An 11,966-nucleotide genomic window follows, 5' to 3' on the forward strand; every position below is an offset into this window, starting at 1 on the left:
GACATGTTCATGGCGTGTCAATAATCTGAGACTTGGTCTAGACCGCACCATTGCGCACGCAGCACAGCTCATGGAACTTCCCCCACGTCCCTGAGGAGCCACAGCAATGCGTAAACGGGCAAGCGCGGGCTTAGTGGGCCTGGCGATAGCCGGCGTCTCGATGTTCGCGACGAGCAGTGCCGGCAGTCACGGCTACACCGACAACCCCATCAGCCGCCAGAAGCTCTGCGCCAACGGCACCGTCACCGACTGCGGAGCCATCCAGTGGGAGCCCCAGAGCGTCGAGGCTCCCAAGGGCTTCCCCGCGGCGGGTCCGGCCGACGGCAAGATCTGTTCCGGCGCCCACGACAACTTCGCCGCGCTCGACGACCCGCGCGGCGGAACCTGGCCCGCCACCAAGGTCACCGCGGGCCAGGGCTTCAGCTTCCGCTGGCAGTTCACCGCCCGGCATGCCACGACCGACTTCCGTTACTACATCACCAAGAACGGCTGGGACCCCACCAAGCCGCTCACCAGGGCGGCCCTTGAGTCTCAGCCCTTCATGACCGTGCCGTACGGCGGTCAGCAGCCCCCGGGCACCCTGACCCAGCAGGGCACCATCCCCACTCAGAAGACGGGGCGGCACATCATCCTGAGCGTCTGGAACATCGCGGACACCGGGAACGCGTTCTACGCGTGCTCCGACGTCCAGTTCTGACGCCTGACAAGTGGATCGCCGGACAGGCCCGATGCCCGGGCCTGTCCGGCGATCGCGGGCAGGAGGGCGAGGCCGGCAAGCCTGCCCGAGGGCTGTCCCGTCATCCCTGGCGGGCGCACGGGAGAGCCCTCAGTGCGTCGGAACCGGTTCGTTCCGGACCTGGCCACCGCGTCGCAGAAGCATGACCGCCAGTACCGCCCCTGCCAGCAGAATCAGCGACCCCGCCACCGACGCGTACTGCATGCTGTGCACGAACGCCTCCCGGCCCGCCGAGATCAGCGACGCGTCGCCGGTGGCCAGCGCCCCCGGCAGCGTCTTGCGGGCGGCCTCCGGTGCGGAGTCCGGCAGGTCCGCTCCGTACACCGCGGTGGCGACCGCCCCCAGCAGCGCCATGCCCATCGCGCCGCCGAACTCCTGGCCGGTCTCCAGCAGTGACGCGGCCGAACCCGCCTTCTCCGGCGGGGCGGTGGCCAGCGCCAGGTCCGAGACGAGCGCCATCACGGTGACGATGCCCGAGCTCATCACGGCCGAGCCGATGAGCAGCAGCCAGAGCGAGTCCGTGCCCGACAGGGCCAGCACGGCGAACCCGGCGGCGGCGATGACGAAGCCGGCGGAGATCACATGCGTGCGGTCGGTCCGCTGGGCGATCGCCGTGGCCGTCGGCGCCGCGGCCCCCACTGCCAGCGACGGGGCGAGGCTCCACAGCGCGGCCTCCATCGTCGACATGCCGAGCACCGACTGCAGGTACTGCGTGGTGAAGAAGGCGGAGCCCATCATCGCGAAGGCGGCGAGGGAGTTCAGGCCGATCCCGGCGGCGAAGCCCGGTCCGCGGAACAGCTCCCGGCTGATCATCGCGTCGCCACGGCTGCGCTGCCGGCGGACGAAGGCCCAGCCGATGCCCAGCCCGGCGGCGATCAGCAGGGCGTTGCGCATGTCGAGACCGTGCGCGGCACTCTCCTTGACGCCGTAGACGACCGGCAGCACGGAGCCCATCGACAGCGGCACGCTCAGCAGGTCGAACCGTCCGGGGTCCGGGTCCTTGAACTCCGGGACCAGCACCGGCACCAGGGCCAGCAGCAGCACCATCGCCGGCACATTGATCAGGAAGACCGAGCCCCACCAGAAGTGCTCCAGCATGACCCCGCTCAGCACCGAACCGAGGGCGATCCCGCCCGCCATGGCGCCGGACCAGATGCCGACCGCGCGGCTGCGCTGCTGTTCGTCGCGGAACATGTTCCGCACGAGCCCCATCGTCGACGGCATCAGCGTCGCGCCGCCGATTCCGAGCAGCGCCCGCGCCGCGATGAGCATCTCGGGGCTGGTGGCGTACGCGGCGCCGACGGATGCGGCGCCGAAGGCGGACGCCCCCAGGAGGAGCAGCTTGCGGCGGCCGATCCGGTCGCCGAGTGAGCCCATCGTGATGAGAAGGCCGGCCAGGGCGAAGCCGTACACATCGAAGATCCAGAGCTGCTGGGTGGCGCTGGGGGCGAGGTCCCGGTCGATGGACGGGATGGCGAAGAAGAGGACGGAGACGTCCATCGACACCAGGAGAAGGGGGAGCAGGAGGACCACGAAGGCGGTCCATTCCTTGCGGCCGGCGAGGCCACTGCGGTCAGTGGTGGTGCTCGTCGCGTTCGTCATGACAGGAAATATACGAGCGTATAAAACAGCTGTCTAGTACGTTTGTGTAACACGTTTGTATGGAACCTTGGGCAGCAGTGGACGCCGGTGTCGGGTGGGGCAGCGGGAGGGCATGCGGAAACGCACTGGGCGGTCCACGTGTATACGTGGACCGCCCAGTGCGTTTGTCTGTGCGCCGCCAGGGACTCGAACCCCGGACCCGCTGATTAAGAGTCAGCTGCTCTAACCAACTGAGCTAGCGGCGCCTGCTGACTCGAAAATAATACCTGGTCCCGCGGGGTGCTGATGACACGTGCCCGCGACAGCCCTCAGAGGGCCAGCGAGAGCAGGACCGGAGCGGCCCGCCGGTTCAGGGTGTCCGCCGCCGAGCGCAGCCGGTGTGCGTCCTCGACCGGCAGCGACAGTGCCAGGCAGCCGGCCGAGGAGCCCGCCGTCAGCGGCACGGCCGCGCAGACCGTGCCCACCGCGTACTCCTGGAGGTCGAGCACCGGGACCGTCGCCGGCTGGTTGTCCAGCTTGGAGAAGAGGACCTTCTCGCTGGTGATGGTCCGCGAGGTGAGCCGGGCGATCTTGTGGCGTGAGAGGTGGTCGCGGCGGCCGTCGTGGTCGAGCTGGGTCAGCAGGCACTTGCCGATCGCGCTGGCGTGCGCGGCGGACCGGAAGTCCACCCATTCGTTGACCGCGGGGGTGCGCGGGCCGTCGGCGTACTGGGTGACCCGGATCTCTCCGTCCACGTACCGGCTGATGTACACCGCGGCGCCGACCGAATCGCGCAGCTGGTCCAGGGTGTGCTGGAGCTTCGTCTCCAGCGCCTGCCGGCGGGCGGCGCCGGAGCCGAGCAGGAGGAGCGAGGAGCCGATCACGTAGGCGCCGTCGGTGATCTGCTCGACGTAACCCTCGCGGCGCAGCATCAGCAGCAGCGGGGCGAGGTGCCCGCCCGGCAGTCCCGTCTCGCGGGAGATCTGGGCGTCCATCACGCCGTTGCCATGCTTGGAGATCGTCTCGAGAACACGAAGGGCGTACTGCACCGAGTGGAACGGCGCGGTCGGTTCGGGCTTCAGCGCCACGGTTTCCCCCTACCGGATTGCGACCGCAAGACCAGGTTGTCACCACAAGCTGTCGCACCACGATAACTGCCAAAAGTCGTTTGAGGGGGGCCTGTTGACGACTTGATGAGACGATCCGGCGCTGTCAGCTGGGGCGCACCCGTATGGCATATGCCAAAGTCATGAGCAAGCGACGGAGGGCGAGGTCACGGCACCGCAACGAGGATCTCGCGCGTACGTTCGGGCGCGGGATCCGGGAAGATTTTTTTCCGGCGGACCGGCCGCAGCCGCCCGGCCGGTGCCGGGCATCGGCTTCCGCGGACCCTTCCCCGGTCTCAACGCGGGCGTGGGCAAGGGGTGTTCGCGCCATTGAGGACGTCCGGGGACGGCACGTGTCCGAGCCGCTTGTCGACCACGTTGGGCAACGGCTCCCCGGCCGCCCACCGTTCGTACATCTCCACGAACTGCTCGCCCAGCCGGTCGCGCCAGCCGGCCGTGTCGCCGCTCATGTGCGGGGACACGATCAGCCCCGGCACGTCCCACAGCGTGCTGCCCGGATCCAGCGGTTCGCCCGTGAACACATCGAGCGCCGCACCCGCGAACCACCGCCTGCGCAGTGCCTCGGCCAGATCCTCCTCGACGACCAACGGCCCGCGCCCCACGTTGATGAAGCGGGCCGACGGCTGCATCAGCCCGAAGAACCGCGCGTCGAACATCCCGCGGGTCCGCTGCGTCAGCGGCGCCGCGCAGATCACCCAGTCGGCCAGGGCGGCCAGCCGGTCCAGGTCCTCGGCCCCATGGATGGTGCGCCGCGCGGTGCGCCCCACGAGCGCCACCTCGACCCCCAGTGCGATCAGCAGCCGGGTGATCTCCCGCCCGATCGGCCCTGCCCCGACGACCACCGCGCGGGTGCCGGCGACCTGCTGCGACTCGCGGTGGTGCCACCGCCGCCGCTGCTGCAGCTCCAGGGTGCCGGGGACGTCCTTCGCGAACGCCAGCACCAGACCCAGCACATACTCGGCGATCGGCCGCTCGAAGACGCCCCGCGCGTTGGTCAGGACGGTGTCGGACTCGGCCAGTTCCGGGCAGAGCAGCCGGTCCACACCGGCGCTCGCCGTATGCACCCAGCGGGGCCGTGGTCCGTCGCCGGGCCAGGCGGCGCGTACTGCGTCAGAGGTGAAGTCCCACACCAGCAGGGCATCGGCGTACGGCAGTTGGCCGGCGAGACCGGCCTCGTCCGTGTACCGGATCCGGGCCCGTCCGGTCAGGGCGCCGAGGCGGGGCGACGGGTCGGTGTCCAGGACGAGCAGGGTGGGGTCTGGCATGAGAGGCGGTCGCTCCGCTGCGTCTGAGATGTGCGGATTGACCACGCTCGCACCCCGGCCCGGCTCCGTCAACGCGAAGGCCGGCCGCTGCTGCCGGGGGAATACTGGGCAGCGAGGGACAGCAGGGAGCAGTACAGCGGTCCAGCACTGCAGGAGGGCGAACATGACGACCGTCGGATTCCTCTACCCGGGTCACTTCGCGGAGGACGACTTCCCACGGATGGAGGTCATCCTCGACACCACCATCAGGCTGGTCGTGAACCGCACCGACCCCGGCGAGGACGACCGTCGCGCCGACACCCTGCGACAGCTGGGAGAACCCGAGCGCCTCGCCGCCGGGCTGGAGGAGCTGCGGCGGGCCGGCGTCGAGTCGGTGGTCTGGGCCAGTACCGGCGGGAGCTTCGTGTACGGCTGGGAGGGCGCCCATGGACAGACCACCACCCTGGCCCGGGCGGCAGGGCTGCCCGCGTCCAGCACGTCGCTCGGATTCGTCCAGGCGGTACGGGCGCTGGGCGCCGCCCGGGTCTGCGTCGCCGCGACCTACCCGGAGGAGATCGCCGGGCTCTTCAGCGCCTTCCTGGCCACCGCGGGCATCGACGTGGTCGCCACGCACAGCGGCGATGTCACCTCCGCCGCCGAGGCCGCCGAGTGGGGCCCGGACCGGCTGAAGGAACTCGCGGCCGCCGCGGACCGCCCGGACGCGGATGCGGTACTGCTGCCGGACACCGCCCTGCACACCGCCGCGCACATTCGTGACCTGGAGCGACTTCTCGGCAAACCGGTCCTCACCGCCAATCAGGTGACGGTGTTCGAGGCCCTGCGGCTGGCTCGCCGCCGCACCTGGGCGCCGCAGCTGGGCGCACTCTTCGCCACCCGGGAGGCACCACCGGCTCCGGTGGAGCAGTGACCGGCCGGAACAGCCGCCCGGAACAGGCGTCCGGTACGGCCGTCGGGAATAAACGGAGACGACCTCCTGTTACGTCCCTCCGGACGTAAGCGCATCACCGGAGAGGCCTTTCACGTGGACAAGAACCGAGGCGACGACATTCGCGGCAAGGCCGAGGGAACGGCCCCCGTGCCGCTCTCGGTGCTCGACCTGGTGAGCGTGGGCCAGGGGCGCACCGCGACCCAGGCGCTCCGCACCAGTGTGGACATCGCGCAACTTGCCGAACGCCGCGGCTTCCACCGTCTCTGGGTCGCCGAACACCACTCCATGCCCGGCGTCGCCTCGTCGTCCCCGGCCGTGATCCTGGCCCACCTCACCGCGCACACCGAGCGGATCCGGCTGGGCTCCGGCGGCGTGATGCTGCCCAACCACGCCCCGCTCGTCATCGCCGAACAGTTCGGCACGCTGGAGGCCATGGCCCCCGGCCGCATCGACCTGGGCCTCGGCCGTGCACCCGGCACGGACGGCGCGACCGCCGCCGCGCTGCGCCGCACCGACCGGCTGAACGAGGGCGCCGATGACTTCCCGCAGCAGCTTGCCGAACTGACCCGGTTCCTCGACGACGACTTCCCCGACGGCCACCCCTATTCCCGCATCCACGCCGTCCCGGGTCCGGTCCAGGGTCCCGCGGGCCGACCGCCGATCTGGCTGCTCGGCTCCTCCGGCTTCAGCGCCCGGCTGGCGGGCGTCCTCGGCCTGCCGTTCGCCTTCGCCCACCACTTCTCCGCACAGAACACGATCCCGGCGCTCGACCTGTACCGGGAGTCGTTCAAGCCGTCCGCGGTGCTCGACGCCCCGTACGCGCTGATCGGCGTGTCGGCGCTGGCCGCGGACGAGGAGCGCGAGGCCCGCCGTCAGGTGCTGACCGGCGCCCTGTCGATGGTCCGTCTGCGTACCGGCCGGCCCGGTCTCATTCCGACGCCGGAGGAGGCGGAGGCGTACTCCTTCAGCCCGATGGAGCGCGAGTTCGTCGACAGCTGGCTCGGCAACGTCATCCACGGCACGGCGGACGAGGTCCGGTCCGGGCTGAACGATCTGGCCAAGCGGACGGGGGCGGACGAGCTGATGATCACGGCCAATGCGCATGGGGGCGAGGCGCGGGTGCGCAGTTACGAGTTGATCGCCGATGCGTATGGGCTGGGTGGCTGAGGGCGGTGCGGGCCCGTCCGCGTGACGGGTTCGCCCTCGAGCGCCGGACGGGCCGGAAGGTGCCCACGATCGCCGGGCGGGCTCAGGTGCGCCGGGCGGGGCCGGGGATCGGCCGCAGGGCGCCGCTCAGCCGGCCAGGGGGCTGGTGCCGATCAGCTCTGCGATGCGCTCCGGGGCCACTGCCCGTGAGTACAGCCAGCCCTGCCCCGTGTCGCAGCCGATCCGGCGCAGGCGTTCCGCCTGGCCCGCTGTTTCGACACACTCGGCGGTGACGGTCAGCCCCAGCCGGTGCGCCAGTTGGACCATCGCCTCGACGATCGTCTCGTCGGCGGGGCTGGGGTGCGCGCCGTCCTCGTAGCGGAACCCCTTGACGAACGATCCGTCCAGTTTGAGTACGGACACCGGCAATCGGCTCAGGTACGCCAAGTTCGAGTAGCCCGTCCCGAAGTCGTCGATGGCGATCCGGACGCCCATGTCGCTGAGCTCCCGGAGCGCCTCCAGCGGGCGGCCGGCCGAACCCATCACCGCGGACTCGGTCAGTTCCAGCTGAAGCAGCCCCGGAGCCAGACCGGTCTCGGCGAGGATCTCCGCGACATCGGTCACGAGGTCGGAGTCCCAGACCTGCCGTACGGCCACATTGACGCTGATGAACAGCGGCGACTCGGTCGGATGGTCCAGCTGCCAGCGCCGGGCCTGGCGGCAGGCCGACTGCAGCACCCACCGGCCGAGCTGGACGATGGAGCCGTCCTCCTCGGCGATCGCGACGAACCGGTTCGGCGAGAGCATGCCGAACTGCGGGTGGTTCCAGCGAACCAGGGCCTCCACTCCGCGGACGACCCCGTCGGCCATGCCGACCAGCGGCTGGTACTCGATGGTGAACTCGCCGCGCTCGACAGCGGGGCGGAGCGTGGACGAGAGCGCCTGCCGCGTCATCCGGTGTGCGTTGCGCTCGGGGTCGAAGAGTGTCCAGCGGGCCTTGCCGTCCGCCTTCGCCCAGTAGAGCGTGGTGTCGGCGGCCTGCATCAGCCCGGTCGCCGAGGTGCCGGCCACGGCGCGCTCCACCACCCCGATCGACGCCGATACGGCGAGCCGCTGCCCGGCCAGGTCGAACGGCTTCTGCAGGGCGGTGAGCACCGCGCGGGCGAGATCGGTCAGTTGCTGCGCACCGGCGGACTCCTCGACGAGGATCGCGAACTCGTCTCCGCCGAGGCGCGCCACGAGCGAACCACCGGTGCGGTGCAGGCTCTCCTGCTCGGCGCAGTCGGTGAGCCGGGAGGCGACGGCGGCGAGCAGCCGGTCGCCGATCCGGTGGCCCATCGTGTCGTTGACGGCCTTGAAACCGTCCAGGTCGAGGTAGCAGAGCCCGATCCGGCTCTGCCGCGCCGGGTCTTCGTCCTGGTTCGGCGGGGTCTGCAGGGCAGCCGAGAGCCGTTCGAAGAACAGCATCCGGTTGGGCAGCCGGGTCACCGGATCGTGCATCTGGAGATGGTGCAGCCTGTTCTGCAGCTCGCGCCGGTCGCTGACGTCGGCGACGGAGAGCAGCACGGGGGAGCAACCCGGCCCCGGCGCCCGGGCCGAGCCCGCTCCCGCGGCCTCCGGCATCGGGACGACGGTGATCTCGGCCCACAGCGAGCGCCCGTCCGGGTGTTTGAGCCTGCGCGTGCAGCGGAACCGGGAACGCCGCCCGCGCAGCACCTCGCGGTACGCGTGCCAGGTGAGGCCGTCCGACGAGACGTCCAGCAGATCCGACGCGGACTGGGCGGCCAGGGCGGCGGGGTCGGTGCCGAGCAGCGCGCCGAGGGCGTCGTTGGCGGTGAGGACGAGGCCTTCGTGGTCGACGACGGCCATCGGGAGGCCGGCGGTCAGGAAGGCGGCCCGGTAGTCGGCCGCACTTGCTGAGGCACGCTCCGCATGACGCTCCGTGACCGTCGGTCGCACGGTAACGGGCGCTGTGCCTGCCGCGGGCCTCGGCCCTTCGGAGGTTCCGCTCACCGCTCGCTCCCGCCGTGCAGTTCTGTCCTGAACAGATGTGGTCGGACTGGGCCCGCCGCGCGGAGTGCCGTCGTCGGACCGGAAACCACGCAGGAAAGCGTGGTGAAGCATAGAGGTTGTCGTCCGGCCCGTTCCAGCTCCGTGCCCGTTCCTGGCCCCTGGATCGCCCCGCATGGACCATTCGCGTGCCGATCCGGTTTGCCCGCGACTGATTATTTCTGTGCAGCTCTGTTCTCTCCAGTCGATCTAGGGTCGCTCTTGCGTTGCCGTGGTGATCGATTGTGACTGTCCGTGAACGAGCCCCCGGGTTGCGGCTTGCTTACACGAGTGGGGCAGCACAACAGGGCGTATAGCGCAAAACCGGCACAAAGTGGGTGGTAACCAGCATTCCCGCACCCGGAGGTTGATGTGCCGCGCCAGCGCAGACTCGCCGGGTTGGAGAGGCCGAGTCCGCGCGCCGTCCTGGCCGGAGTGATCGCGCTCCTGTCGCTCGCCGCCATCTCCCTCGTCGCGGGCCCGGCCGTGGCCGCGACGGGTGCGGCCGGCCCGTGCGCCCTGCCCAGGACCGGGGCGCACCACTCACTGGGTGTGGGCAACTGGAACGACGCCTACCCGCGTCCCGACCATCCTCTCGACGCAGTCATGATCTTCCTGTCCTTCCCTGACGCGCACCCGGTCACCACCCCCGCCGAGCTCGCCGCCGACTACTTCCCGGCCACCAGCCGGTTCTTCAGGCGTTCCTCGTACGGGAAGTTCATCCTGCGCCCGCATCCGCAGCCGGACTGGATCCAGATGCCCCGGAGTTCCACCTCGTACGGCATGAAGCGTGACTGGGACGACGGGCGGCGCAGCGAGTACCTGCGCGACGCGATCTCCGTGGCCGACGACCAGGTCGACTTCTCGAAGTACGACATCGTCTATCTCGTCGCCGACCCGGACGCCCCCGGCGTCGACTCCGACGCCACCAAGGTCGTCAACTTCGACAGGCCGCTGCACGCCGACGGCACGGACATCCGGCGCGTCGTCACCGTCTTCGAACAGCACCCTCCGGACCGCAACGTGCTGGCCCACGAGACCGGGCACGTCCTCGATCTGCCGGACCTCTACCACCGGCCGGCGGACGGCAAGGGCGACTGGGACACCTACGTCGGCGACTGGGACGTGATGGGCAGCCAGTTCGGTCTCGCGCCGGATCTGTTCGGCTGGCTCAAGTGGAAACTGGGCTGGCTGGACCGCCGGCAGGTGGCGTGCATCCAGGAGAACGCGAACATCACCCTGGAGTCGATGGCCGCCGTGCCGGTGCCCGGTGAGTCGATCGGCACGCGGCTCGCGGTGATCAGGACCGGGGAGGACAGCGCGGTGGCGCTGGAGGCCCGCAGTGCCACCGGCAACGACCGGGCGACCTGCAGCGAAGGCGTGCTGATCTACCGGGTGCGCAGCGAGACGTCGTCCGGCGGCGGACCCGTCCAGGTCATCGACACGCACCCCGGCACCGATGCCTGCTGGGACCTGTCGGTCTACCCGCCGCTCGCGGATGCGCCGCTGCGGGTCGGTGAGACGTACTCCATCCCCGGTGAGCACACGAGGATCGAAGTAGCGGACCGGACGCCGTCGGGCGCGTGGACGGTCAGGATCACCACGGGTACCTGAGCCGGCCCGGCCGATACCGGAAACGAAGAAGCCCCCCGCTTGCGCGAGGGGCTTCTTCCGTCGGTGCGCCGCCAGGGACTCGAACCCCGGACCCGCTGATTAAGAGTCAGCTGCTCTAACCAACTGAGCTAGCGGCGCCTGCTGACGTCGTAGACATTAGCATCCTGATCGGCGGGAGGAAAAATCGAAATCCGGGCCGACGGCGTGGGCGCCGAGCGGGCCACCCGCACACAGGCCCAGAGCAGTACGTCGGGGCCCGGCAGCCACGGGTCACGGGTGTCGGGGGCGACCACCCAGCGGGGCCCGGCCGCAGCGGAACCACAGGTCAGGGGCGGGACGGTCACCGCGTCGCCGGTGCCGTGACAGAGCAGCGGCGGGACCCTGTCCGCGGAGCCGTCCGGCCCCCGGGACGGCAGGGGGGTCTGGCCCGCCCGTGGTCCGGGGCGGCTGCCCCACTCCTCCCAGTCGAGCAGGGACGGCAGCCGCTGGGCGGTCCCGGGGGCGGCGAACAGCAGCATCCGTCCGCGGTGCGTGGCGACCGGCCCGGAACCGGGTCCGTCGGCCCACAGGTGCTCCAGCATCCGCCGGCCGAAGAGCACGGGCACATTGACCACGTCGAACGCCGTGCCGCACGGCAGTACGCCGGGGGAGCCGGGGTGGGCCGTCCACTGGGCGAGCGTGGAGCGGGGGTAGGCCGTGGCGCCGGCGAGCCAGGCGGCGCCTGCCGCGGTGACCTGTGCGACGCGGTCCCCGGCCTGGTTCTCGTCACGGTTCCCGGTCCGGTCCCGCGCGGCGGCGAAGACGTCGACACCGTGGCGGGAGCCGGTGTCCGGTCCCGTGCGGGACCCGGTGCCGGGGTGCAGGGTCGTGTGGTCTGGCAGCCATGCGGTCATGTGCACCGGTCTACCGGGAGTGACGGACCGGATTCCAGGAGTTGCCGGAAAGCGGGACAGGGCGGGGCGGAGGGGAGTATCTTGCGCGCGGGCATATGCCAGCGGCTGTCCCCGGAGTCAGCTCCGGGCGGGGACCGGACGCTCCGGCGTCACGGCCTCGCGCCACCCAGCAGGCTCCGGCCGAACTCGACCATCTTCTTCGCGTAGTCCTCGGTCCACTCCGCGCGCTCCGCGATGTCCGCCGTCGTCAGCCGGTCGAACCGGCGCGGATCGGCCAGCTGCGCAGCGGCGATCGCCTGGAACTCGACCGCACGGTCCGTCGCGGCACGAAATGCCAGCGTCAGCTCGGTGGCACGGGCCAGCATCTCCCTCGGGTCGTCCATCGACTCCAGGTCGAAGAAGTGCTCGGGGTCGGCGACCGCCGCCGTCGGCTCGAAGAGCAGGGGCGCGGGGCGCAGCCGCTGCCGCTCGTTCCGCTCGGGTTGTGCCATGTGGTTGTTCCTCCTTCGGTGGGCCCGACGGCCACCCTCCATTGTCCAACGCGCCGCAAGAGCGCTTCCGGGGTGGTGTGTGGGGCCCGTGCGCGGGGGGCGCGCACCGGGACACCCCCCGGCGCGACGCACGCCC

Annotated in this window: 10 protein-coding genes and 2 tRNA genes; 4 read left to right on the forward strand and 8 right to left on the reverse strand. The window is 70.8% G+C overall.

Annotated features, from left to right (window positions below):
- Positions 1-106: 106 nt before the first annotated feature.
- Positions 107-697, forward strand: a complete 591-nt coding sequence (locus tag OG878_RS25270; RefSeq protein WP_328888885.1) for a lytic polysaccharide monooxygenase auxiliary activity family 9 protein — start codon at positions 107-109, stop codon at positions 695-697.
- 129 nt (positions 698-826) lie between these two features.
- Here OG878_RS25270 and OG878_RS25275 read toward each other — a convergent pair whose 3' ends face one another.
- From OG878_RS25275 to OG878_RS25290, 4 genes are all read right to left on the reverse strand, one after another.
- Positions 827-2,338 (reverse strand): MFS transporter, encoded by a 1,512-nt coding sequence (locus tag OG878_RS25275; protein ID WP_328888886.1) that lies wholly within the window; start codon positions 2,336-2,338, stop codon positions 827-829.
- Between the two features lie 171 nt (positions 2,339-2,509).
- Positions 2,510-2,583 (reverse strand) — tRNA-Lys (locus OG878_RS25280).
- Between the two features lie 63 nt (positions 2,584-2,646).
- Positions 2,647-3,405, reverse strand: a complete 759-nt coding sequence (locus tag OG878_RS25285; RefSeq protein ID WP_328888887.1) for an IclR family transcriptional regulator — start codon at positions 3,403-3,405, stop codon at positions 2,647-2,649.
- A gap of 314 nt (positions 3,406-3,719) precedes the next feature.
- Positions 3,720-4,709 carry a D-2-hydroxyacid dehydrogenase gene (locus OG878_RS25290; RefSeq protein WP_328888888.1) on the reverse strand — a complete coding sequence of 330 codons (990 nt, stop codon included), beginning with the start codon at positions 4,707-4,709 and terminating at the stop codon, positions 3,720-3,722.
- Between the two features lie 163 nt (positions 4,710-4,872).
- Here OG878_RS25290 and OG878_RS25295 point away from each other — a divergent pair, with 163 nt between their 5' ends.
- Both OG878_RS25295 and OG878_RS25300 read left to right on the forward strand, forming a co-directional pair.
- Positions 4,873-5,616 carry a maleate cis-trans isomerase family protein gene (locus tag OG878_RS25295; RefSeq protein ID WP_328888889.1) on the forward strand — a complete coding sequence of 248 codons (744 nt, stop codon included), beginning with the start codon at positions 4,873-4,875 and terminating at the stop codon, positions 5,614-5,616.
- Between the two features lie 114 nt (positions 5,617-5,730).
- On the forward strand, positions 5,731-6,804 hold the full coding sequence (locus OG878_RS25300) for an LLM class flavin-dependent oxidoreductase (RefSeq protein ID WP_328888890.1): 1,074 nt from the start codon (positions 5,731-5,733) through the stop codon (positions 6,802-6,804).
- 126 nt (positions 6,805-6,930) lie between these two features.
- Here the strand turns inward: OG878_RS25300 and OG878_RS25305 are convergent, their stop codons facing one another.
- A complete protein-coding gene (locus OG878_RS25305) occupies positions 6,931-8,796 on the reverse strand; it encodes a putative bifunctional diguanylate cyclase/phosphodiesterase (RefSeq protein ID WP_328888891.1) in 1,866 nt (621 codons plus the stop codon).
- A gap of 435 nt (positions 8,797-9,231) precedes the next feature.
- On the opposite strand from OG878_RS25305, the gene OG878_RS25310 reads away from it, so the two are divergent.
- Positions 9,232-10,446: a M6 family metalloprotease domain-containing protein gene (locus OG878_RS25310; protein WP_328888892.1), complete on the forward strand. Its 1,215-nt coding sequence runs from the start codon at positions 9,232-9,234 to the stop codon at positions 10,444-10,446.
- Positions 10,447-10,510: 64 nt separating this feature from the next.
- On the opposite strand, the gene OG878_RS25315 is transcribed toward OG878_RS25310, so the two are convergent.
- The 3 genes from OG878_RS25315 to OG878_RS25325 form a co-directional block, all read right to left on the reverse strand.
- Positions 10,511-10,584, reverse strand: a tRNA-Lys gene (locus tag OG878_RS25315).
- The gene (locus OG878_RS25320; protein WP_328888893.1) at positions 10,575-11,339 is read right to left on the reverse strand and encodes a bifunctional DNA primase/polymerase; all 765 of its coding nucleotides are present in this window, start codon (positions 11,337-11,339) and stop codon (positions 10,575-10,577) included. Before OG878_RS25320 ends, OG878_RS25315 begins: the two co-directional genes overlap by 10 nt.
- Before the next feature lie 149 nt (positions 11,340-11,488).
- Positions 11,489-11,830, reverse strand: coding sequence for a hypothetical protein (locus OG878_RS25325; RefSeq protein WP_277326354.1), 342 nt, complete (start codon positions 11,828-11,830; stop codon positions 11,489-11,491).
- Between the last annotated feature and the right edge of the window lie 136 nt (positions 11,831-11,966).

It is taken from the genome of Streptomyces sp. NBC_00316, assembly GCF_036158715.1.
Classification (GTDB): Bacteria; Actinomycetota; Actinomycetes; order Streptomycetales; family Streptomycetaceae; genus Streptomyces.

Coding starts and splice junctions, on each gene's coding strand:
- OG878_RS25295 (WP_328888889.1), top strand. CDS start 4,873: ATGACGACCGTCGGATTCCTCTACCCGGGTCACTTCGCGGAGGACGAC.
- OG878_RS25320 (WP_328888893.1), bottom strand. CDS start 11,339: ATGACCGCATGGCTGCCAGACCACACGACCCTGCACCCCGGCACCGGG.
- OG878_RS25290 (WP_328888888.1), bottom strand. CDS start 4,709: ATGCCAGACCCCACCCTGCTCGTCCTGGACACCGACCCGTCGCCCCGC.
- OG878_RS25270 (WP_328888885.1), top strand. CDS start 107: ATGCGTAAACGGGCAAGCGCGGGCTTAGTGGGCCTGGCGATAGCCGGC.
- OG878_RS25325 (WP_277326354.1), bottom strand. CDS start 11,830: ATGGCACAACCCGAGCGGAACGAGCGGCAGCGGCTGCGCCCCGCGCCC.
- OG878_RS25275 (WP_328888886.1), bottom strand. CDS start 2,338: ATGACGAACGCGACGAGCACCACCACTGACCGCAGTGGCCTCGCCGGC.